Raw genomic sequence first — 22,077 nt, 5'->3', positions numbered from 1 at the left:
GAGCGCACGGATGCCGCGGTGCCGACGGTGTCCTACCGTGCCGGCATGACATCAGAATCCGGCGCCGACAGCGCGCCCGAAACCCAATCGAGTCGACGCGCGCGAGTCCCGCTCTGGGCGCGCGTCACAGTGGCCGTCGTCGCCGTAGGAGGCGCAGTCGCCCTCATCGTCGGCGTCGCGGCGGCCGGCGCGCAGCCACCGGCGACCGTCGAGTCCATGTGCCGTTCGGCGATCGAGGCCAAGCTCGAGGCGCGCGGACACTCCGACATCGACATCGGCAGCTCGTTGCGGGTCACCGACGCCGACGGCGCGCAGCGCGTGTCGGGCTCCGTCGCCTCCTCCGACGACTCGGGTCACGTGCGGTCAGCCGACCTCCGCTGCGTCGTGCGCGATGAGGGCGAGTCGATGCGCGTCGTCAGCGCACGCGTGTCTCGCTGACGTCGCGGCCGGCCACGACGGCGCGCACCGCGTCGAGCACGGCCTGCAGGGCGGGCGAGTCGGCCTGGCTGCGGCGGTGCACCGCCGCGATGGCGCGGATCGACGCCGGGCGCACGGTCGGGATCGCCACGAGATCGGGATGCAGCGGCGGCCGCCCCATGCGCGGCACGAGCGCCACCCCGAGGCCCGCGCGCACGAGCTCGAGATGGTTCTCGAACTCCATCGACTCGTGCACGATGCGCGGCGCGTTCGAGACGCCGTCGAACAGTCGCCGTAGCCACTGACGGCAGATCGTCGAGTCGAAGGTCGCGATCCACTCCTCATCGGCGAGGTCGACGGGGGTCAGCTCGGTGCGGCCGGCGAGCGGGTGCTCCCGTCGCAGCACGACGTCGGCGACATCCGTGAACAATGGCGTCTCAACCAGGTGGTCGGGCATCGCGAGGGCCACCCCGCCCCATCGGTGCACGATGCCGAGATCGCGCTGCCCCGATGCGACGAGCGCGATGGTCTCCCACGGCTCGCTCTCGCGGAGCGGCACCCGCAGCTCGGGATGCTCGGCGCGGAGGCGCGCGAGCACGTCGGTGAGGATGCCGCGCACCGCCGTCGAGAACGCCCCGATGCGCACTTCCCCCGTGACCCGGCGCTCGGGGTCGCCCGCGCCGCCGGAGAGATGCAGGTCGGCCTCGATGCGCTCGAGGTCGGCGAGCACGGTCGCCGACGAGGTGACGAGTTGACGCCCGGCATCCGTCAGCACGACACCGCGGCCCGCCCGTTCGAGCAGCGCGACGCGAGTGTCGCGTTCGAGTCGCTTGATCTGCTGCGACACCGCCGATGGCGTGAAGCCGAGGGCATCGGCCGCCGCCGCGACGCTTCCGTTCGTGGCCACGGAACGCAGCGCGACCACGGCTTCGAGATCGATCATGCAGCGATGCTACCGAATCATGCGCAGAAATGATCGCTGGTGTTTCCGGATGCCACGGGGTGAGATGTGATCATGACGAGACGCGACATGCTGCTGGCCGCCCTCGTGGCGACGCTCTGGGGGTTCAACTTCGTCGTGATCGACTGGGGCATGGCCGGCATCCCGCCGCTGTTCTTCGTCGCCGTGCGCTTCGCCGTCGTCGCGCTCGCGGTGGTCGTCGTGCCCCGCCCGCTCGCGAGCTGGAAGACCGTCGTCGGCATCGGGCTCTTCATGTGCCTCGGCCAGTTCGCCCTGCTGTACACGTCGATCGCGCTCGGGCTGCAACCCGGCATCGCGGCCCTGCTGCTGCAGGCGCAGGTCGTGCTGACGGTCGTGGTGGCGGCGCTCGCCCTCCGCGAGCGCCCGAACCGCATGCAGACGATCGGCGTGCTGATCGGCACGGTCGGACTCGGCGTCGTGGCACTCGGCCGCGGCGGCGACGCGCCGGCACTCGCGGTCGTGCTGTGCCTGCTCGCCGCACTCTCGTGGGCGATCGGCAACGTCATCTCGCGCCGAGCCGGCCCGGTCGCCCCCGCGAAGCGCTTTGGCGCCCTCTCGCTCACGGTGTGGTCGTCGCTCGTCGTGCCGCTTCCGGCCATCGCCCTGTCGGCGATGATCGAGGGGCCGGAGGCGATCGCCGCCGGCATCGGGGCGTTCGGCTGGCGTCCGATCGTGTCGACGCTCTACACGGCGGGTCTCTGCACCCTCGTCGGCTATGCGATCTTCAACGCGCTGCTCGCACGGAACCGCTCCGCATCAGTCGTGCCGTGGGTGCTGCTCGCGCCCGTCGTGGCGATGGCATCCGCTGCCCTGCTGCTCGGCCAGGTCCCGAACCTGTGGGAGACCGTCGGCGGACTCGTGCTCGTCGGCGGCGTCTTCATCGCGAATGCTCCGACACGGCGCCGTGCGGACTCCGCGGACCCCGCGGCATCCGCACCCGCGCCGGTCTCGACGTCCACCGGCTGAGCGCCCGGCCGCGTAGCGACGCCTGCCCCTCAGAGGAGCGTCGGCCGTTAGCCCCGCAGCCATCGCTGCCGCAGCCACGCGCCGATGACGAAGCGCGCGTCCTCCGCATCGATGTCGATGCCGATCGACGCGGCCGCACGCTTGAGCCGATAGTGCACGGTCGCCCGGTGCACGCCGAGCTGCTCCGCCACCTCGGCGATGCGTTCGCCGTGCGCGACGTACGCCTCGAAGAGCTCGAGCGTCTCGGGCGCGGCCTCGGCGAGGCGGCGCAACGGCTCGGGAAGGAGGTGCGGCGGCGGCTCCTCGGCGAGCAGCGTGGCGACGGATGCCGCGATCGGGTCGGCCGTCCACGAGGCCGACCGGCGCCCGCGCGATCGAGCGACGCGCACCGCCACGAGGGCCTGCTCGTACGACTCCCACGCGGCGGCGAGTTCGCCGACCGGCGCGCCGATGCCGATGACGGCGGCGAGCGGCTCGTGCACGTCCGCGGCATCCGTCTCTCGCACGATCGCCGCGACCATGCTGTCGATGGCCTCGGGCGTCGGCTCGTTGCGGAACCCGATCAGGATGAACGTGTCGGGCATGCTCGGCACGAAGCTGTAGGCGTCGATCATCGGCGTCGTGATCGAGCGCAGCAGCACGTGCGAGATCACCTCGCGCGGCGGTGGCCCGCCCCACGGCGCCCACTCCGCGCCGAGCGACAGGCAGAGTGCCACGAACCGGCGCGAGCGCGTGTACATGCCGAGGTCGACGAGCTCGGTCGCCGCGCGGCGACGGCTCGGCGCGTCGGGAGTGAGGAGCCCGAGCATCTCGGACTCGACCTCGGCGTTGACCGCCTCGATCGACTGCGAGACGTTGACCAGCAGCGAGCGCAGCGTCTCGACGGTCTCTGCGATCACGGATGCCTCGCTCGGCGTCAGCGGTTCGGTCAGCGTGATCCAGAGGAAGCCCAGCACGCCGTACCGCGAACGCAACGTGATCGCGAGGCGCGGGTGCTCGAGACCCAACGCCGCATCGACCGCGAGCACGCGCGGCACGAGCTGCGCGTGCAGGCGACGGGCACGCAGCTCGGCAGCGAGCGCTTCGCTCGGGCGGCGCGCGGTCAGGGTGTGCAGCCGGGCCGGATCGACGTCGTCGAAGTGCGCGCTGCTCGCGAGCAGCACGAACTCGGCGTCTTCGAGCACCACCGAACGGCTCAGCGCCATCGCGAGCCGATCGACGGTCTCTTGCACGGTGTCGAACATCGGGCCTCCGCTACCTGACCGGCGGGACGCCTCCGATCCTATGCCGAGCGCATCGCCCGCCGCCGTCACACGACGAGCGCTCCGCCCTTCACCACAGCCGCCACCTCGGTGAAGCGGTGCACGTCGTCGAGGTGCGCGCCGGGTACGGCGACGAGGTCGGCGTAGCGGCCGGGCGCGAGGGCACCGACATCCGCAGACCGTCCGAGGCACTCGGCCGCCACGGATGTCGCGGACTGCAGCGCCTGCATCGGCGTCATGCCGAACTCGACGAACTCGGGCAGCTGCCCGGCGTTGAGCCCGTGGGGGAAGACGATCGCGTCGGTGCCGTACGCGATGCGCACGCCCGCCTCGATCGCGAGCCGCACGGCGGCACGCGCCGACTCGCCCACGAGCGCGGTCTTCTCGCGCACGCCCGCCGGGTACCCGTCGAGGTCGCCGTGCGCGTCGTCCCATTGCAGCAGGTAGGTGGTCGGCACGTAGTAAGTGCCGTGCTCGAGCATGGCCGACATCGCGGCCTCGCCGAGCATGGTGCCGTGCTCGATGGTGCGGGCGCCCGCACGGATGGCCCGGAGCGCGCCCTCTTCGCCGTGCGCGTGCGCGGCGACGTGGAGCCCGTAGAGGGCGGCCTCGTCGACGCAGGCCCGCAGCTCGACCTCGGTGTACTCGGGCGCGCCGGGCACGGTGCCCGCAGCGTAGACGGCGCCGGTCGCGATGACCTTGATCACGTCGGCCCCGCGGTGCGCGATGCGGCGCACCGCCGACCGAACCTCGTCGACCGAGTCGGCCACGCCGAAGCGGAACGAGCGCGGCAGCTCGATGTCGACCGCGAGGTCGGTGATCTCGCCACCGCCCGACGAGCAGGTCACGTAGGCGCCGGCGCACACCATGCGCGGGCCCTCGCAGATGCCGGCGTCGATCGCGTCGCGCAGGTCGCAGTCGACGAAGGCGCGGAAGCTGCCGACGTCGCGCACCGTCGTGAAGCCGGCGCGCAGCGTGGCTCGTGCGTTGCGCACGCCGAGCAGGGCGTCTCGGGCGGGCGAACCCGTGAGGTACGGGATGTAGCTGCCGCGCTCGAGTTCGCCGACGAGGTGGGTGTGCAGGTCGATGAGTCCGGGCGCGACGAGGTGGTCGCGCAGGTCGAGCACGTCGTCGTCGCTGCCGTGCCGCGAGGCCGACCAGGGCTCGACCGCGGCGATGCGCTCGCCGTCGAGCACGATCGCGTGGTCGGCGAGGACCTCGCCGGTGAGCACGTCGGCGACGGCGCCGGCGCGGACGACACGAGGTTGGTTCGTCGCGGTGGTCATCACAGCACCTCCACGCCGTCGGTCGCTCCGTCGGTCGCGATCAGCCGCTTGCCGAACGCGAACCGCACGAAGATCATCGCGACCGCCACGACCGCGCCGACCACGGCGAAGGCGGCGAAGTAGGCGGTCTCGTTCTCGCCGGGCGAGAAGCCCTCACCCGCGACGCCCGCCGCGGCGATGCCGATCGCGGCGCCCAGGTAGTGCAGCGAGAGCATGCGCGTCTCGAAGCCGGCGGGCGCGACCGCGCTCGCGAGCGACAGGCCCGACGGCGATACCACCACATCCGAGGCGCCGAACACGAACACGATGACGACGAGCACGATGATCGGCGTGAGCTCGCCCGTGCCCGAGGCGGCGGCGAGCCATCCCATTGCGATCGCGCAGCCGCCGAAGGCGACGGCGAACTTGACCGCGAGCGACGGCTGGCGGTCGCCGAGTGCACCCCAGAGCGTCGCGAGGATCGGCGCGACGATGATCGTGCAGAGCGGGGCGATGCCGAGCACGGTCGACGGCGGCAGTTCGACACCGAAGACGACGCGGTCGGTGCTCGCCTCCGAGTGGATCGCGACCGTCGTGTAGAGCTGCTGGTAGAGCATCGCGAACACGGCGGTCGCGCCGAAGAACGGCAGGTAGTGCAGCACCCGCCGCTTGTGCTCGCGGTCGAGGTCGCTCCGTGTGAAGAGCTTCACGAACATGGCGGCGGCCAGCACGAGCGCGCCGAGTCCGACGATCGTCGACGGGTTCGACCCGGCCGCGACCGTGCCGATGATCGCCGCGACCCCGAGGGCGACTGCGAGGATCGGCCAGGCGAGCGCCCAGCCCTTCACGCCGTGGCCGTGCACGACCGGCGCGGTCGCCTCGGTCGAGCGGCGGAAGGGCAGGTACACGAGCAGGCCGACGAGGATCGCGACCGCCGAGGCGAGGAACCCGAGGCGGAACCCGACCTCCGACTGCAGCACGCCCGTGAGGGTGATGCCGACGAGGGCGCCGCCCGCACTGCCGAGGTAGTACACGGTGAAGCCCGACTCGCGCTTCGACTCGTGCGCGTTGAGCGTGCCGCCGAGCACGGCGCCCTCGCTGACCCACATCGAGGCCGCACCGAACGCGATGGCGATGAGCCCGGTCGCGAGACCGACCTCGCCGGGCACGGCGGCGAGCACGAGGTATCCGGCGAGCGCGAGCACCGCACCCCAGCGCAGGCCCCGGCCGGCGCCGAGCACGTTGTCGGCCAGCCAACCCATGAAGATCGTCGCGAGGAACGTCGCGGCGCTGTACGTCGAAACGATCGCGATCGCGACGTCGGTCGACAGTGCGAGGCCGCCCTCTGCGACGGCGAAGTACACGTAGTAGACGAGGATCGTCTGCATGCCGTAGAACGCCAGCGCATCGAACGCGGCGAAGCCCGCGACCGGGTACATGGTGCGCGGCAGTCCGAAGAACGTTCGCTGCGTCGGTGGGGCTGCCGGCGGGCTGCTGACGGTCATTGCGCCTCCATTGGAGCATCGGGCCGCGGGGGCGGCATCAGGGGTTGCCGAGAGTCAATCCGATCGTGACCGCCGAGGGGTTTCGACATCCGTGGAAGTTCACGCCGCAATCTGCGACGGATGTCGCATGCGCCACCGCCGCCGCGCGGTCACGATGGTCGGGTGACCAACGACGCCACCGACCTCCCCTTCTCCCGTGCAGAATACGACGATCGGCTCCGCCGCATGCGCCGCGCCATGTCCGACGCCGACGTCGACTTCGCCATCCTCACCGCACCCGACACGATGGCCTGGCTCACGGGCTATCGCAGCCGTTGGTACCGGCAGCACACCTCGACGACGATGCCGCCGGCGCAGTGCATCGTCGTGCACGTCGAGGAGGGGCGTCCCTTCATCATCGACGCGGGCTACCACGAGGAGCTCGCCCGCACCTCCACGGTGCTCGACGACGTGCGCACCCTGCCGACGTCGAGCGAGACGCACGAGGCTTCGCTCGACGACTACGTGACGTTCCTCGCCGAGCAGCTCCGGCCGTGGAAGGGCGGCCGCGTCGGCCTCGAGCGCTGGAGCTGCATTCCGAGCCCTGCCGTCGCCGACGTCGTCGACGCGATGCTCGAGGGCATCGGATGCCGCATCGTCGACGTCACCCTGCCGTTCCGCGGCATCCGACGGCTGAAGAGCCCCGCCGAGCTCGTGAAGATCGAACGCGCTCAGGCCGCGTGCGATGCCGGCATCCTCGCCATCCTCGCCGACGCCACCCCCGAGACGACCGAGCTCGAGGCCTGGGGCCTCTACTCGCTCGGCATGGTCCGGGCGGGCGGCGAGCCCGCCGTGCTGCACGAGACCGTCGCGGCCGGATCATCGGTCTCGGCGCTGCACCGGCTGAGCGGGCACACGCGGCTCGGCTCGGGGCCGGTGGTGCACCCCGACATGGCGTCGGCGGTCGACGGCTACCACGCCCGCGCGACTCGGCCCCTCATGTTCGGCAGCGTCTCCGACGAGAGCCGTCGGCAGATCGCGATCGCCGCGGGAGCGTACGACGTGGTCGCCGAGCACGGCGCGGTCGGGGCATCCTGGCGGGGACTCCTCACCGCGCTGCGCCGCTACTTCGTCGAGGCCGGGATCGAGCCGGGGGCCGAGGGCGGCGTCGGCGGGTACGAGCTCGGCCTCTCGGTCGCACCGACCGACTGGGTCGGCGAGTTCGCGTGGTCGATGGACGACGATCGCGACGACGTCATCGAGGCCGGGCTCGTCACGAACTTCGAGTCGTGGACGTCGTTGATCCTCGTCGACACCGTCGTGTTCGAGGCATCCGGCCCCCGCTTCCTCTCCTCGCTGCCGCGCGACGTGCTGGAGTTCGCATGAGCGCCCCGTGGACGCGGCAGTTCGACCTGCCCACCGCGAGCGGGTCGATTCGCGTGCGCGAGTGGGGCGACCCCGACGGACCGCTCGTCGTGTTCCATCACGGAACGCCGAGCAGCTCGATCGCCGTGCCCGGCGGCTGGAACGGGCCGGCGAACGCCCGCGTCCGCCTGTGCTCGTACGATCGCCCGGGATACGGCGGCTCGCCGTCCGTGCCAGGGCGTACGGTCGCGGATGCCGCGGAGTGGAGTCGCCTGATGGCCGACGCCTGCGGTGTCGAACGATTCGCGGTGATCGGCACCTCGGGCGGCGGCCCGCATGCCGTCGCGACGGCAGCACTGCTGCCAGACCGCGTCACCGCGCTCGGCGTCGACGTGGGCCTCGGACCGGCGGGGCTCGGCTTCGACGGCGCGACCGGGATGCTCGCCGAGACCGTCGCCGAGATCGCGGCCGCACGTCGAGGCGCCATTGCACTCCGACAGCACCTGCAGTCGCTCGGCGAAGGCACCGAGGCCCTCGAAGAGTGGCTCGACCGCCTGCCAGAGAGCGACCGCGAGGTGCTGAGCCGAACCGACGTGCAGCACGAGGAGGCGGTCGAGGCGACGGAATGGGGCGTGCACGGCGTCGACGGCTGGGTCGAAGACGATCTGGCACTGTTCGCGCGCGACTGGGTGTTCGACGCGACCGACGTCCGGGCGCCGACTCGGCTCGTCTACGGCGACGCCGACGTGCTGGTGCCCGTCGCCCACGGGCGAGCCTGGCTCGATCTCATTCCGAGTGCCGAACTGCAGGTCGTGCCGCTGGGCGGGCACTGGATGCGCGATCACGAGATCGACCTGCTGCGCTGGTGCGTCATGGCCGCCGAAATGCAGAGGTGACCGCTGGCGCTGGCGGTCGAACTCGCGCCGGCGGAGTTCTCGCTGCCGTCAGCCCCGGCGCGGGGTCAGCCGAATGACCGGGATCTCCCGGTCGGTGATGCGCTCGTACCTCGCGAACCCCGGCGCCTGGGCGGTGATCTTCTGCCACGCGGCATCGCGCTCTGCGCCATGCAACTGCTCGGCAGTGACCTCGATGCGCTTTCCGGCGTACTCGATGCGCACCCGGTCGGGGTGGGCCGCGACGTTGTAGTACCACGAGGGATTGCGGGCCGCGCCGTTCGCCGAGGCCACGATGAGCCTGAAGGCGCCGCCCTCGGGAAACCAGCGCACCGGGGTCATCCGCTCGTCGCCGGTCCTCTTGCCGACTGTCACGAGCACGAGCTTGTTGCCGCTGCGGTCGCCCTTGCGCCGCAGCCGCTGGGCCATCCGCAGGTTGGCCCAGCGCTCCAAGCGGTTGCGTCCGGGCTGACGGGCTCCGCGGGTTCCGTTGCGAGTGTCGAATGCCATGACGTTCGCCTCCCTGAGGTGCGATGCCTACCTCAATCATCCCGCGATCAAGCGCTCGCGACCCCGGAAATTCAGGCGGCACGGATGGGTGGTCGGCATGCGGATGCTCCGTGCCCGGCACCGTTGACGCGCAGCGCGCACGGGCGTAGACCTGAGGCATCCAGAAGGAGGGGCTGTCATGGCGAAAGATCTCTTGGTCACTCTCGAGGACCAGCCCGGCGAGGGGGCTCGACTCGGCGAGGCGCTCGGCAGAGCGGGCGTGAACATCGAGGGCCTCTGCGCGATCATGGAGGGCGGCAGGGGCGCCGTCCACCTCCTCGTCGAAGACGTCGCGGGGGCCACGGCGGCGCTCGCGAGTGTCAGCATCACGGTCGACGCCGTGACCGACGTCATCGTCAGCCCGGCGCTGCCCGATCCCGACCTGGACACGCCGGGCGTGTTCGGCGGCATGGCACGCGCGCTCGCCGACGCCGGCATCAACATCTCGCTCGTCTACGTCGCCTCCAGGAACCGCGTCGTGCTCGCGACCAGTGACAATCAGCGGGCGACACAGCTGCTGCAGACGATGATGTAGCGACCGGGCAGACTGAGCCCCTGCGCGGGTGCTGCGCTACGGTCGCGCGTCGATGATCTGCTCGAGCACTCGCTCGTAGGCGCCGGGCCCGATCGAGATCGCCCCGGCGAACGGATGGTCGGTATCGGCCGTGACGAAGATGACGAGGCCGATGAACAGCGCGAGCAGGCCCGCCATGAGCAGGTGCAGGCCCCGGTTCGTCACGTGGATGAACGCGATCAGCACCGCGTTGACGGCGGCCCCGACCCAGATGACGACCCAGAAGAGCGGCGGTAGGGCGAGGGCGGTGGCATCGATCCTGGCTCGCCGCGACTCGATGAAGTCGTCGAAGGTGGCGAGCGCCTGCTCGAACTCCGCCTGATCGCCACGAGTCTCGGCCTCGACGGTGTGCAGCAGCCGCTCGAACTCGTCGACCTGGATGTCGCTGGCTCCGGGGAGGTCCCCCGCCGCCTGATCCGGGAAGTCGACCTCGATCACCGCGTGCATGTACGCGTCGAGCACCTGCCGCATCTCATCGCCCTGGTCGTCGGGCAATCCGGTCGTCGCACGATAGAGCGCGCCGACGCGACCGGCCTCCTCGATCGTGGCCTCGCGAGTGGTGGCGAAGTTCTCGTAGACCGAGACCGCGACGAGCGCGAGCAGGATGCCGAAGAAGACGCCGAAAGTGCCGATGACGTGGGCGAGTGCGCGGTCCCACTCCTTCGGGTCGGTCACGAGCCGGTTCACGACCGGCCGCAGCGCGACCACGGTCACGCAGGAGAGCACCACGAACCCGCCGACGAACAGCGGCAGCGTGATCAGGATGCTCGTTTCGTAGAACCAGTCCACCATGCGCGCTCCCCCACCCCCCGTGGAGGACGGGCGACGAATGCCCGTCGATGCCGCTCAGCCTATGGAAGGGTCACGGTCGCCCGCCATCCCCAATCCGCGCCACGGGCATGGGCACGGGCTCAGGCACGGGCTCAGGCCGCCGCCTCGGCTCCGACGAAGTGCTCGAGCACGAGCTCGGTGACCGCCTCGGGAGCGTCGTCGGTCATGAAGTGCGCCGCCCCGTCGACGAAGGCGAAGTCGAAGCGATCGGCGTAGCGGAACGGGTCGCCGCTCAGCCGGCGCACGAGCTCCTCGGTCCACGGGCGATCGAGTCGTCCGAAGGCGCACAGCGTCGGCGGATGCATCCGCTGCTTCTTGTAGACGCCGCGAGAGATGCGCATGAGCTCGGGAAGGATCATGCCGCGGGTCTGCTCGCGCACGGCGGCGTCGATCTCGGGGATCTGCAGGGGGGCGAGATAGGCCTCGACGATGCCGGGGGGCATCGGCCGGGCCACGTGCGCCGGGTCGAAGATACCGGCGAGGGAGGTGCCGGGCCGGTGCATGATGAGCGGCGGCAGATGCCGGAGCCCGCTCATCATCTGGGGACTGAACGACATGAACGGCGGCGGCACCGAGAGCATGACGAACGCCTCGACGCGATCGGGATGCGCGTAGGCGAACTGCATGCCGGTGACGGCGCCGATGTCGTGGCAGACCAGGCGCACGCGCTCGAGGCCCAGCGCGTCGAGCACGGCCACGAGGTCGTGCATGCGGGTCTCGCGCCCGATGCCGGGGCGCTCGGCGACGGTCCAGCCGGCGCCGCGCATGTCGGGGCAGTACACCCGGTACCGCTCCCCGAGCGCCGGCGCGATCGCGCGCCACTGCCACCAGTGCTGCGGAAACCCGTGCAGCATCACGACCGGGTCGCCGTCGCTCCTGCCGATGACGGCGACGTGCGTGGCGAGCCCCGGCGTCGTGACCGTCAGGTGTTCGAATCCGGATGCCTCGGGCATCTGCGTGTCCATGATGATCCCTTCGTCGCGGTCGATACTATGTTCGTAGTAGATCTACTATGAACATAGTAAATCGTTCGACGAGAGGTGTCCATGGCCGCGACGAAGGAACGCGCACTCGAAGCGGCAGTCGAGCTGCTCGGCACCGACGGCGTGCGGGCGCTCAGCCACGCGCGCGTCGACGAGCGGGCCGGGCTGCCCGCCGGATCGACCTCGAACTGGTTCCGCACGCGGCGCGCGCTGCTCGGCGGCATCATCGACTGGATGGCCGAGCAGGAGCGCGCGGACTTCTCCCCGGCGCTGCTCGAACGGCCGACTCCTGAAACGATCATCGAAGGGCTCTGCGCGGTGTTCCTCCTGGAGACCGGGCCCTTCGCAGCTCGGACCCGGGCGCGCTACGCCCTCTTCCTCGAACTCGCCGCCGACGACGAACTGCTCGCTCCGCTCAGCCGCCAGCGCCGTGAGTTCGAGCAGTGGACGGATCGGCTGGTGACCGAGGCGGGCATCCCCGACCCCGTGCCCGCCGCGCGGACCATCATGGCCCTCGGCGACGGATTGGTGCTGCACCGCCTGACCGTCGACCCCGAGCTCGACGCCCGGCCCGTCATCGAGCGCGCCGTGCGTGCGCTCGCGGCATCCATCGGGTGACCGAATGAATTCGTGAGAACTCTCGCCCGAAGTGTCCGATCGAGCGCACGCTGTTCGTAGCAAGGGTGAACGGTCGCCGCGGGGCGACCCGGGAAGGGACCATGATCATGAAGCTGATCACCAACACCCAGATCACCGTCGACGGCGTCATGCAGGCCAACGGCGGCAACAACCCCGAGTTCGACCCCGGCTTCGAACGCGGCGGGTGGGCGCTGCCGGTCGGCGACGACGAGTCGACCGGGTACATCGGCGACTACTACCGGCGCGCCGACGCGTTCCTCTTCGGACGGCGCACCTACGAGCTCTTCGCCGGGTACTGGGGCGTGCAGGACGACTTCGAGAACCCGTTCGTGAGCTCGCTGAATTCGCGCCCGAAGTTCGTCGCCTCGAACACGATCACCGACCCGCAGTGGGCCGACACGACCGTGCTCTCCGGAGACCTCGAGGCCGCCGTGCGCGAACTGAAGGCACGACCGGGCGGCGAGCTGCAGGTGCACGGCAGCGGGCAGTTGATCCGCTGGCTGCTCGATCGCGAACTCGTCGACGAGATGACGCTCATCGTCTGCCCCGTGATCGTCGGTGCCGGCACGCGGCTCTTCCCCGACGAGGGCAAGGACTTCGCACTGGAGCTGCTCGAGTCGCGCACGTTCCCGACCGGCATCATGGCGCAGACGTACCGGCCCACGGGCCGGCCGCAATACGCGTAGCCGCGCGCGGCCACGCAGTCCAGAATGTCTCTGAACGGGTGGAGGTGTGAGATGCAGTACCTGGTCTCCGTGATCGACGACAAGACCGGATCCGGCACGGAGGAAGAGATGGTGGCGATCCGGGCGTTCAACGAGCGACTCCGAGCAGGCGGTCATTGGGTGTTCGCCGCGGGCCTCGCGGCACCCGAGACGTCGACGGTCATCGACGCCCGCGGCGAGGAGCCGATGTTCACCGACGGCCCCTTCGTCGAGTCGAAGGAGCACATGGCCGGCCTCTGGATCATCGAGGCGCCCGATCTCGACGTCGCGCTCGAGCTCATGACCGCCGGGTCGAAGGCGTGCAACCGGCGGCTCGAGGTCCGACCGCTCCTGTTCGTGTGAGCATCGTCGAGTGAACCCCGTCGACGCACTCGAGGCGGTCACCCGGGCGCACCACGCCGAGTGGGCCCGGGTGGTCGCCTCGCTCACCCGGCGCTTCGGCGACCTCGACCTCGCCGAGGAGGCGGCGGCCGAGGCGTTCGCGACGGCGGTCGAGCGGTGGCCCTCCGACGGCGTGCCGCCGAACCCGGGCGCCTGGCTCACGACGACCGCCAACCGCACGGCGATCGACCGCATCAGGCGCGAGCACAAGCGCACCGACAAGCACCGGGAGGCGATGATGCTGACCGACGACACCCCGGCCGAGCCGCTCGGCGCCATCGACGACGACCGGCTGCGACTGATCTTCACGTGCTGCCACCCCGCCCTCGCCATGGAGGCGCGCGTTGCACTCACCCTGCGCATGGTCGGCGGCCTGACCGTGCCCGAGATCGCACGCGGATTCCTCGTGCAGGAGCCGGCGATGGCCCGGCGAATCACTCGCGCGAAGGGCAAGATCGCGGCAGCCGGCATCCCGTATCGGGTGCCCGCCGCGAAGGACCTGCCCGCGCGCATCACCGGCGTGCTCGCCGTGCTGTACCTCGTCTTCAACGAGGGCTACCTCGCGACCGGCCCCGGCACCGATCCGGTGCGCGCCGACCTGACCGCCGAGGCGATCCGGCTCACGCGCCTGATCCGCACGCTGCTGCCCGACGACGGCGAGGTGGCGGGCCTCCTCGCGCTGATGCTGCTCACCGAGGCTCGTCGCCCCGCTCGCGTGTCGGCGCAGGGCGAGCTCGTCGCCCTCGGCGACCAGGACCGCGAGCTCTGGAACACCGCGCTGATCGACGAGGGCCATCGACTCGTGCGCGAGCGACTGGCATCCGGAATCGCGCCCGGCCGCTACCAACTGCTCGCGGCCGTCAACGCGGTGCACACCGACGCGCGCGACGCCGACGACACCGACTGGCGGCAGGTCGTCGCGCTGTACGACCAGTTGGTGCGGCTCGACCCCTCGCCGATCGTCGCCCTCAACCGCGCGATCGCGGTCGCAGAGGTCGACGGGCCGGATGCCGCGTTGCCGATCATCGACCGCCTCGATGGCGCGCTGCACGGGTACCACGCATTCCACGCCTCCCGGGCCGAACTGCTGCGACGGCTCGGCCGACGCGACGAGGCACTCGCGGCGTACGACCGGGCGATCACCCTCGCCGGCAACAGCGCGGAGCGCGCCCACCTGTCACGCCGTCGCGACGAACTCGCCTGACCGGCGACCGCCTACGCCCAGCCGAGCTCGCGGAGCTTCGCGTCGTCGAGACCGAAGTAGTGGCCGATCTCGTGCACGAGCGTGATGCGCACCCGCGTGCGAAGCGACTCGAGGTCGGTGCTGTGCTCCTGCATGTTGTTCTGGAACAGCGTGATGCGGTCTGGGAGCTCCCCGAAGCCGTAGACGCCGCGCGTCTTCAGCGGGCGTCCGCTGTACAGCCCGAACAGGCGGGGCCGCTGATCGAGCGGCTGGTTCTCGATCAGGATCGCGACGTTCTCGACGCCGCGCAGCATCTCGTCGGGCAGGGCATCGAACACCTCGCCGACCATGCGCTCGAAGTCCTCATCGGAGATCTCGACCATGTGCCCATTGTGCTCGCATGCGGCGTCAGTTCGGCTCGGTGAGCGGCAGCGCGTCGCCGAGCACCGGTGCGAGCGCGAACCTCGCGGGCCCGAGGTACCGGCTGAGTTCGGGGCGGCCGTAGCGGATCGGCACCTGCGTCGTTCCCTTCGCGGGGTACATCTCGTACTCGTCGCGCAGGGTGCCCAGGAAGTGGGGGCCGAGCGCCGGCGCCGCGCCCGCGATGACGATCTCCTCGGGGTCGAGCAGCGCCGAGCTGATCCGCAGGGCACGTGCGAGCGCCCGGGCGCCGAAACCCATGCGCTCCCGCGCCTCGGCGGTCGACGCCAGCAGGCTCGTGTCGTGATCGTCGAGTTCGTCAGTGTACGAGTCGCCGAGCATCGCGCTCATCGAGGTGGCCGATTCGAGGCATCCCGACAGGCCGCATCGGCACCTCGTGCGCTCGCCCTCGTAGATCACGCGAACGTGCCCGATCTCACCGGCCCGGCCGGTCGCCCCCGACATGAGCGAGCCGCCGTTCGTGATCGCAGCACCGACCCCCTCGCCGAGGTGCACCACGAGTCGAATCGCCCGGTCGTCGGCGTCGACGGCCTCGGTGAGCGCCTCGGCGTCGACGTCGTTCACGACGGACGTCGGTGCGCCGATCGCCTCCTCCAGGATGTCGGCGAGCGGCACGTTGCGCCAGCCGAGCTGCACGCTGTCGACGACGACCCCGTCGGCCGTGACGCCGGGCACCTGCACGCACGCGGCGAGCACCTGCGGCTCGAATCCCGTGGTGAGGTCGCGAATCGCGTCGACGACGGTCGAGACCTCCATGCCGCCCGTGACATCTCGCCGCCGGCTCGCGACGGTGTTGCCCGCGAGGTCGACGAGTGCGGTGTCGATCGCGCGCGTGCGCACGACGGCGACCACGATGAGGTAGGCGTCGCTCTGGATCTCGAGCCGGGTCGCCCGCTTGCCGCCCGTGCTCTCGGCGCGACCGGTCTCGACGACGAGACCGAGCCCGATCAGCTCCGCCACGAGCGATGACGCCGTCGCCGAGGTGAGCCCGGTGCGCCGTGCGATGACCGCCCGCGTGACCGGTGCGGGCTCCCGTGCGATGAGGCCGAGTGCCCTGAGCAAGTGCTCGCGCCGGATGCCCGTCTGCGCCTCGAACTGGCCGGTGCGCGCGAATCTGCGCAGCAGGTCGGACTTGCGCTGCAGGTCGGCGGTGCTCACTGTCATCGTCTCCTCGCTCGTGCCGGCGGTCGCGGATGCCTCTGCCTGCACGAAGACATCTTGCCCCTTGACGCTCGGACTTGGGATCCCATATGTTCGGGACTACTTAGTTTACTCAGTCAACAAAGTGAGTGCCGAACGGATCACGGCGCCGCCGTTGACGACAGATTCGTCGAGACAGTTGGAGGCAATGATGCAGTCAATTCGCAAGACGCTCGCCACGGTGGGAATCTCCGCCGTCGCCCTCGCCGGGATGCTCACGCCGCTCTCGGCGTCGGCAGCACCACCGTCGGGGCCACTGCCGACGGTGAGCCCGACGCCCCAGTCGATGACCCGCGCCGGCTCCGACATCAACGTTCCGGGGCGCGCCGAGATCGTCGTCGACGACGGCACGGATGCCGCGGCGCTCGCCGAACTGCGCGACACCCTGAGCGAGCACGGCGTCGATCACATCGACGAGCGCTCGAAGGCGACGGGCAAGGCGAAGCTCACGATCAGGCTCGGCGCCGTCTCGAGAGCCGACATCGATGCCGCACTCGGCGACACGGAGACTCCGTCGCACGCCGAGGGCTACGCGATCCGCGCGGCCACCACGAAGGGGCCGCACGGCGACATCGCGCTCGGCGGTGTCGACGCAGCCGGGCAGTACTACGCCGTCAAGACCTTCGACCAGCTGTTCGTGCCGAAGAACGAGAACAAGTTCCGCATCGCCGGCGCCTCGATCAGCGACTTCCCCTCGATGCCGCTCCGCGGCACCATCGAGGGCTTCTACGGTGAGCCGTGGTCGCACGAGGAACGGCTCGACCAGCTCGAGTTCTACGGCGACGTCAAGGCGAACACCTACATCTACGCGCCGAAGGACGACCCGTACCACCGCGATCGCTGGCGCGACCCCTACCCCGCCGACAAGCTCGCGGAGCTCGGCGACCTCGTGACGACGGCGACCGACAACCACGTGCGCTTCACCTTCGCGCTCTCGCCCGGAAACAGCGTCTGCTACTCGAGCGACGGCGACTACCAGGCACTCGTGGCGAAGCTGCAGCAGATGTACGACCTCGGCGTGCGGGCATTCAACATCCCCCTCGACGACATCGACTACGGTCGCTGGCACTGCGACGGCGACCGCGCGACGTTCGGCGCGCCGAGCGCCCGCACGGCCGGCGTCGCGCAGGCCGCATTCCTCGACCGCGTGCAGAAGGAGTTCGTCGAGACGCACGACGGCGTGCACCCGCTGCAGATGGTGCCGACCGAGTACTCGAACACGGCCGACTCCGGCTACAAGACCGCACTCCGCACGATGGACGAAGACGTCGTCGTCATGTGGACCGGCGAAGGCGTCGTGCCGCAGTCGGTGACGGTCGCACAGGCGACGCAGGCCGCCGCCGTGTTCGGCGGCCCGACGTTCCTCTGGGACAACTACCCGGTCAACGACTTCGGCAACACCTCCGGCCGACTGCTCATGGCGCCGTACGACAAGCGCGAGGCCGGCCTCGGCGAGCACCTCGCAGGCATCGTCTCGAACCCGATGAACCAGGCCGCGGCCAGCAAGATCGCGATCTTCGGCGTCGCCGACTTCACCTGGAACGACGAGGCGTACGACGCAGGGCACAACCGGACGCAGGCCCTCGCGTACCTTGCGAACGCGGATGCCCCGACGGCTGCTGCGCTCCGCGTCTTCGCCGACCTGAACCACCTCGCACCGACCTTCGGGGCGCCGTGGCAGCCGCAGGCTCCTGAGCTCTCGGCTCGCATCGCGGAGTTCTGGGAGACCTGGAGCGCCGGCGACAAGGCCGGCGCCGTGGCCGAGCTGCGCGGCTACGCGCAGTCCATCGCCGACGCCCCCGAGGCGATCCGAGCGGGCACCACCGACCCGGCGTTCGTGTCTGACTCGAGCCCGTGGCTCGACGCTGCCGCCCTGTGGGGCCAGTCGACCGTCGAGCTCCTCGACGCGGTGCAGGCACGGATCGACGGCGACCAGGCGGCATCCGACGCCCTGGCCGCCTCGGCGAAGGCCACGGCCGCGCAGGCCGCGGCAGTGGTCGTCGACCCGCCCGACAACGCGTGGGGCGCGGCGAAGGTGCGGATCGCCGACGGCGTGCTCGACGCCTTCCACGGCCGCATCGGCTTCACGCTCGCGATGTGGGATGCGGGCGATGTCGTCAACGTCGCGCCGAGCGGCACGGCGACCGCATCGAGCACCGAGGTGCCGCAGTTCGGCGCCGAGAAGGTCAACGACGACAACCCGTCGACGCGCTGGGCCTCCGGGTACAGCGACGACTCGTGGGTGCAGGTGAAGCTCGCCGAGCCGACGGTCGTGCGCGGCATCACGCTCAACTGGGAGTCGGCGTGCGCCAACGCCTACGAGCTGCAGACGTCGACCGACGGCACGACCTGGACGACGATCCGCACGGTCGACGACTCGACCTGCGCGCTCGACGTCTTCACCTTCGCCGAGAGCGAGCCGGTGCAGTACGTGCGCATGCAGGGCATCGACCGCAAGACCACGTGGGGCTACTCGATCTACGAGATCGGCGTCTACGCGGCAGGCTGATGCTCGATCCGTCGCAACACCGGGTGCCCTCCCGCTCGCACCGAGCGGGAGGGCACCCGTTCCGTTGCACGGTCGACATCGTCGGAGGGTGCGAGTAACTTCGCGTTCGGAACGGCCGGGAACACGACGAACGGGGAATCGATGTCAGAAGTGCTGCTCTTCCATCACGCGCTCGGCCCGACCAAGGGCCTGCACGACTTCGCCGACGAGCTCCGCGACGCCGGCCATACGGTGCACACGCCCGACCTCTTCGACGGGCGCACGTTCGCGACGATCGACGAAGGCGTCGCATACGCGCGCGAGGTCGGATGGGACGAGATCATGGCGCGCGGCGAGCGGGCAGCCGAGGAGCTGCCGAACGAGCTCGTCTACGGCGGCTTCTCGCTCGGCGTCGTGCCCGCGCAGAAGCTCGCGCAGACCCGCGCCGGCGCGCGCGGCGCCCTGTTCTTCTACTCGTGCCTGCCGGTCGATGAGTTCGGCTCCTGGCCGGCCGACGAGCCCGTGCAGATCCACGGCGCCGACGCCGACCCGATCTTCATCGACGAGGGCGACGTCGACGCGGCCCGCGAGCTCGTCGCCTCGACCGACGACGCCGAGCTCTTCCTCTACCCCGGCGACCAGCACTACTTCGCCGACTCCAGCCTGCCGAGCTACGACGCGGCAGCGACCCGGCTCCTGACCCAGCGCGTGCTCGAGTTCCTCGCGCGCGTCTGAACCGGCAACGGGGGGCTCTATGAGCACCGAGGCATCCGAGCGGTTCGCGGCCACCGACCGCGACCCGTCTCGGGCGCACTGGATGGAGCTGTTCTTCGACCTCATCTTCGTGGCACTCGTCGGGCAACTCGCGCACCCGCTGCATGAGCATCCATCGGCCGCGGGCCTGCTGCTGTTCGCCGTGCTCTTCGCCTCGGTGTGGTGGTCGTGGGTCAACCTGACCTTCACCGTGAACGTGATGCCGTGGCTCAGCCGTCGGCAGCTCGCCCTCGTGATGCTCGCCGCGATGTTCGCGGTGGGAGCCATCGCCGTGGCCGCCCCCGAGGCGACGGGCGAACGGGCGTGGCTGTTCGCCGCCGGCAACGCGGCGCTCCGGCTCGTGCTGCTCGGCCTCTGGGTGGCGCAGTCATGGAGCATCGGAGCGGCGTCACGCACCCGTCTGCTCGTCTACAACGGCGCAACGGCGGTGCTCTGGTTCGTCTCGATCTGGCTGCCGAGTCCATGGATGTTCGCGCTCTGGGGGCTCAGCATCGTCGTCGAGGTGACGCTGCTCGTCACCTCGAGCAGCAGTTGGGCGGCACGGGTGCTGCCGCGCATGAACACCGAGCATCTCGCCGAGCGGTTCGGGCTCCTCGTCGTCATCGTGCTCGGCGAATCGGTGCTCTCGACCGTCGGCGCCCTCAACGAGAGCTGGAGCCTCCCCTCGGGCGTCGTGGGCATGCTCGGGCTCGGCGTGATCTCGCTGCTCGCGTGGTCGTTCTTCATGTACGGCACCGACGCGATGCGCGTCGGGCTCGAAGCGCTGCGCGCGGCCGGCGACTACCGGGCGATCCGGGACACCGTCGCGTTCCTGCCGTTCCTCATCGTCGTCGGGGTGACCGCGATCTCGGGTGCGCTCGACAGCGCGATCCAGCACCCCGATGAACCGCTCCCCCAGGCATCGGCGATCGCCCTCTGCGGGGGCATCGCGATCTTCTACGCGACGAACGCGGTCATCTCGCTGCGCTTCGGCCGACCACTCCGGGCCGTGCTCGGCTGGGCGATCCCCGCCCTACTGCTGACGATGGCACTCGCGCTGGCGACCGCGGTGATCGATGCTGCGCTCGCGATCGCCGGTGCGGTGATCGTGCTCGTCGTCATCGTCGCGACGTCCGAGATCACCAATCGGCGCAAGCTCCGCGCCGACGCCCGATGACCCGTCACCCGAGTCCGGCGCGCTCCTCCGCGGCATCCGACTCGCCCTCGACCGGCCGGCTCGACAGGCCGACCGAGCCCGCGCCCTCGCCCCTCGACAGCGCGGCCGACACCGCGACCGACTCGTCGACGTCGGGGTACTGCGGGCGCAGCTGCACCGCCTCCTGGCGGCGCTGTTCGCGCTTGGCCTTGCGCGCGGAGGCGACGAGGTTCAGCGCCTCGACGAGGATCGCGAACGCCATCGGCGCGTAGATGAGGGCCTTGTCGATGTGCACGCCGAAGCCCTCGGCGATGAGGAACACGCCGATGAGCAGCAGGAACGACAGCGCGAGCATCTTCACCGTCGGGTGCTGGTTGACGAACGCGAAGATGAAGCGCGACGCGAAGAGCATGATGCCGAACGAGAGCACGACGACCGTGACGATGACGACGAGGTTCTCGGTCATGCCGACGGCCGTGATGACCGAGTCGAGCGAGAACACGATGTCGAGCGCGAGGATCTGCAGGAGCACCGAGCTGAAGGTGATGCGCTTCGGCGCCGCGCCGCCGTGCTCCTCTTCGGCGCCCTCGAGTTTGTGGTGGATCTCGGTGACGGCCTTGTAGACGAGGAACAGGCCGCCCGCGATGAGGATGAAGTCCTTGATCGAGAAGCCCATGCCGAACCAGACGACCACGTCCTCCTTCAGCGTGATGATCCACCCCGCGAAGAACACGAGCACGACGCGGATCACCATGGCGAGCGTGAGGCCGAGGTTGCGGGCCCGGGCCTGCTGCTCTTTCGGGAGCTTCGACGCGAGGATCGAGATGAAGATGACGTTGTCGACGCCGAGCACGACCTCGAGCACGAACAGCGTCACGAAGACGGCGATGAGGTCGGGGGTGAAGGCGAAGGAGAAGTCCACCCGCTCATGCTAGAGGGCGGGCCGAACGGACGCCTCCGGCCTCCCGGCGCCGCTGGGCCCGCGTCGTCGCTACGCGGGCGCGTACCTCGCGAAGATCGTGCCCGACTCGGAGCCCTGCACGTCGAGCAGTCGCAGCCCGACCGGATGCGGCGTGCGCAGGCGATCCTCGGCATTGCCGACGATGAACGGGTGGATGCCCGCGTGCACCTCGTCGACGAGCCCGGCGTCCATGAGGGTGGCCGCCAACTGCCCGTAGCCGTGCGAGATGATCGAGTCGTACCGGTCGCGCAGGCGCCGCACGGCCTCGGCCACGTCACCCTCGATGAGCGTCGAGTTCCAGTCGAGCGGGCCGGTCAGCGTCGTCGAGGCGACGTACTTCGGCAGCGCGTTGTAGTGCGCGGCGAAGCCGCGGTCGTCGGTCTGCGCCGGCCAGTACTCGCGGAAGAACTCGTAGCTCTCACGCCCGAGCAGCACCGCGTCGGCGCCGAAGACGAGTTCGTCAGAGTGGCACACCAGGTCGGGGTCGTTCTCGTCGAACCACTGCTCCATCTGGTCGAACGCACCGTCGAGGGTCATTTCGAAGGAGATCGTCACTGTTCCCATGCACTCCAGCGTGCG

At 70.4% G+C, this 22,077-nt stretch carries 23 protein-coding genes; 12 read left to right on the top strand and 11 right to left on the bottom strand.

Annotated features, from left to right (window positions below):
* The first annotated feature begins 45 nt into the window (after positions 1-45).
* Positions 46-438: a hypothetical protein gene (locus tag ACFCVM_RS18280; protein WP_375838159.1), complete on the top strand. Its 393-nt coding sequence runs from the start codon at positions 46-48 to the stop codon at positions 436-438.
* Here ACFCVM_RS18280 and ACFCVM_RS18275 read toward each other — a convergent pair.
* A complete protein-coding gene (locus ACFCVM_RS18275; RefSeq protein ID WP_375838158.1) occupies positions 416-1,360 on the bottom strand; it encodes a LysR family transcriptional regulator in 945 nt (314 codons plus the stop codon). The genes ACFCVM_RS18280 and ACFCVM_RS18275 overlap by 23 nt on opposite strands.
* 72 nt (positions 1,361-1,432) lie before the next feature.
* Between ACFCVM_RS18275 and ACFCVM_RS18270 the strand changes: the two genes are divergently transcribed.
* Positions 1,433-2,365, top strand: a complete 933-nt coding sequence (locus ACFCVM_RS18270; protein WP_375838157.1) for an EamA family transporter — start codon at positions 1,433-1,435, stop codon at positions 2,363-2,365.
* A gap of 47 nt (positions 2,366-2,412) precedes the next feature.
* On the opposite strand, the gene ACFCVM_RS18265 is transcribed toward ACFCVM_RS18270, so the two are convergent.
* The 3 genes from ACFCVM_RS18265 to ACFCVM_RS18255 form a co-directional block, all read right to left on the bottom strand.
* Complete coding sequence (locus tag ACFCVM_RS18265; RefSeq protein ID WP_375838156.1) at positions 2,413-3,609, bottom strand: PucR family transcriptional regulator; 1,197 nt, start codon at positions 3,607-3,609, stop codon at positions 2,413-2,415.
* A gap of 65 nt (positions 3,610-3,674) precedes the next feature.
* Positions 3,675-4,913: an amidohydrolase family protein gene (locus ACFCVM_RS18260; protein WP_375838155.1), complete on the bottom strand. Its 1,239-nt coding sequence runs from the start codon at positions 4,911-4,913 to the stop codon at positions 3,675-3,677.
* A complete protein-coding gene (locus tag ACFCVM_RS18255; protein ID WP_375838154.1) occupies positions 4,913-6,397 on the bottom strand; it encodes an oligopeptide:H+ symporter in 1,485 nt (494 codons plus the stop codon). Before ACFCVM_RS18255 ends, ACFCVM_RS18260 begins: the two co-directional genes overlap by 1 nt.
* A 162-nt stretch (positions 6,398-6,559) precedes the next feature.
* Between ACFCVM_RS18255 and ACFCVM_RS18250 the strand changes: the two genes are divergently transcribed.
* Both ACFCVM_RS18250 and ACFCVM_RS18245 read left to right on the top strand, forming a co-directional pair.
* Entirely contained in the window at positions 6,560-7,762 is a 1,203-nt protein-coding gene (locus ACFCVM_RS18250; protein ID WP_375838153.1) for a M24 family metallopeptidase, read from the top strand.
* Complete coding sequence (locus ACFCVM_RS18245; RefSeq protein WP_375838152.1) at positions 7,759-8,637, top strand: alpha/beta fold hydrolase; 879 nt, start codon at positions 7,759-7,761, stop codon at positions 8,635-8,637. Before ACFCVM_RS18250 ends, ACFCVM_RS18245 begins: the two co-directional genes overlap by 4 nt.
* Before the next feature lie 48 nt (positions 8,638-8,685).
* Here the strand turns inward: ACFCVM_RS18245 and ACFCVM_RS18240 are convergent, their stop codons facing one another.
* The gene (locus tag ACFCVM_RS18240) at positions 8,686-9,144 is read right to left on the bottom strand and encodes a nitroreductase/quinone reductase family protein (protein ID WP_375838151.1); all 459 of its coding nucleotides are present in this window, start codon (positions 9,142-9,144) and stop codon (positions 8,686-8,688) included.
* 178 nt (positions 9,145-9,322) lie between these two features.
* Between ACFCVM_RS18240 and ACFCVM_RS18235 the strand changes: the two genes are divergently transcribed.
* Positions 9,323-9,718: a hypothetical protein gene (locus tag ACFCVM_RS18235; RefSeq protein ID WP_375838150.1), complete on the top strand. Its 396-nt coding sequence runs from the start codon at positions 9,323-9,325 to the stop codon at positions 9,716-9,718.
* Between the two features lie 36 nt (positions 9,719-9,754).
* On the opposite strand, the gene ACFCVM_RS18230 is transcribed toward ACFCVM_RS18235, so the two are convergent.
* The gene (locus ACFCVM_RS18230) at positions 9,755-10,549 is read right to left on the bottom strand and encodes a DUF4239 domain-containing protein (protein ID WP_375838149.1); all 795 of its coding nucleotides are present in this window, start codon (positions 10,547-10,549) and stop codon (positions 9,755-9,757) included.
* A 131-nt stretch (positions 10,550-10,680) separates the two neighbouring features.
* Entirely contained in the window at positions 10,681-11,553 is an 873-nt protein-coding gene (locus ACFCVM_RS18225) for an alpha/beta fold hydrolase (protein WP_375838148.1), read from the bottom strand.
* Positions 11,554-11,634: 81 nt separating this feature from the next.
* On the opposite strand from ACFCVM_RS18225, the gene ACFCVM_RS18220 reads away from it, so the two are divergent.
* The 4 genes from ACFCVM_RS18220 (at position 11,635) to ACFCVM_RS18205 (ending at position 14,520) form a co-directional block, all read left to right on the top strand.
* A complete protein-coding gene (locus tag ACFCVM_RS18220) occupies positions 11,635-12,189 on the top strand; it encodes a TetR/AcrR family transcriptional regulator (protein WP_375838147.1) in 555 nt (184 codons plus the stop codon).
* A 107-nt stretch (positions 12,190-12,296) separates the two neighbouring features.
* A complete protein-coding gene (locus ACFCVM_RS18215; protein ID WP_375838146.1) occupies positions 12,297-12,896 on the top strand; it encodes a dihydrofolate reductase family protein in 600 nt (199 codons plus the stop codon).
* A 51-nt stretch (positions 12,897-12,947) separates the two neighbouring features.
* On the top strand, positions 12,948-13,277 hold the full coding sequence (locus tag ACFCVM_RS18210) for a YciI family protein (protein ID WP_375838145.1): 330 nt from the start codon (positions 12,948-12,950) through the stop codon (positions 13,275-13,277).
* A 10-nt stretch (positions 13,278-13,287) separates the two neighbouring features.
* The gene (locus tag ACFCVM_RS18205) at positions 13,288-14,520 is read left to right on the top strand and encodes an RNA polymerase sigma factor (RefSeq protein ID WP_375838144.1); all 1,233 of its coding nucleotides are present in this window, start codon (positions 13,288-13,290) and stop codon (positions 14,518-14,520) included.
* An 11-nt stretch (positions 14,521-14,531) separates the two neighbouring features.
* On the opposite strand, the gene ACFCVM_RS18200 is transcribed toward ACFCVM_RS18205, so the two are convergent.
* Positions 14,532-14,882, bottom strand: coding sequence for a metallopeptidase family protein (locus ACFCVM_RS18200; RefSeq protein WP_375838143.1), 351 nt, complete (start codon positions 14,880-14,882; stop codon positions 14,532-14,534).
* A gap of 25 nt (positions 14,883-14,907) precedes the next feature.
* A complete protein-coding gene (locus tag ACFCVM_RS18195; RefSeq protein WP_375838142.1) occupies positions 14,908-16,104 on the bottom strand; it encodes an ROK family transcriptional regulator in 1,197 nt (398 codons plus the stop codon).
* Positions 16,105-16,288: 184 nt separating this feature from the next.
* On the opposite strand from ACFCVM_RS18195, the gene ACFCVM_RS18190 reads away from it, so the two are divergent.
* From ACFCVM_RS18190 to ACFCVM_RS18180, 3 genes are all read left to right on the top strand, one after another.
* Positions 16,289-18,649, top strand: a complete 2,361-nt coding sequence (locus ACFCVM_RS18190; RefSeq protein WP_375838141.1) for a beta-N-acetylglucosaminidase domain-containing protein — start codon at positions 16,289-16,291, stop codon at positions 18,647-18,649.
* Between the two features lie 141 nt (positions 18,650-18,790).
* Complete coding sequence (locus ACFCVM_RS18185) at positions 18,791-19,363, top strand: dienelactone hydrolase family protein (protein ID WP_375838140.1); 573 nt, start codon at positions 18,791-18,793, stop codon at positions 19,361-19,363.
* Positions 19,364-19,382: 19 nt separating this feature from the next.
* Positions 19,383-20,558: a low temperature requirement protein A gene (locus ACFCVM_RS18180; RefSeq protein ID WP_375838139.1), complete on the top strand. Its 1,176-nt coding sequence runs from the start codon at positions 19,383-19,385 to the stop codon at positions 20,556-20,558.
* A 4-nt stretch (positions 20,559-20,562) separates the two neighbouring features.
* Here the strand turns inward: ACFCVM_RS18180 and ACFCVM_RS18175 are convergent, their stop codons facing one another.
* Together ACFCVM_RS18175 and ACFCVM_RS18170 are read right to left on the bottom strand one after the other, a co-directional pair.
* A complete protein-coding gene (locus ACFCVM_RS18175; RefSeq protein WP_375838138.1) occupies positions 20,563-21,459 on the bottom strand; it encodes a TerC family protein in 897 nt (298 codons plus the stop codon).
* Between the two features lie 69 nt (positions 21,460-21,528).
* Positions 21,529-22,062: a dihydrofolate reductase family protein gene (locus ACFCVM_RS18170; RefSeq protein WP_375838137.1), complete on the bottom strand. Its 534-nt coding sequence runs from the start codon at positions 22,060-22,062 to the stop codon at positions 21,529-21,531.
* Positions 22,063-22,077 lie beyond the last annotated feature (15 nt).

This window comes from Agromyces sp. NPDC056389, from assembly GCF_042262385.1.
Taxonomy (GTDB): Bacteria; Actinomycetota; Actinomycetes; order Actinomycetales; family Microbacteriaceae; genus Agromyces.
The sequence above is the reverse complement of the archived record's forward strand: the minus strand, read 5'-3'. Positions and strand labels throughout refer to the sequence as shown.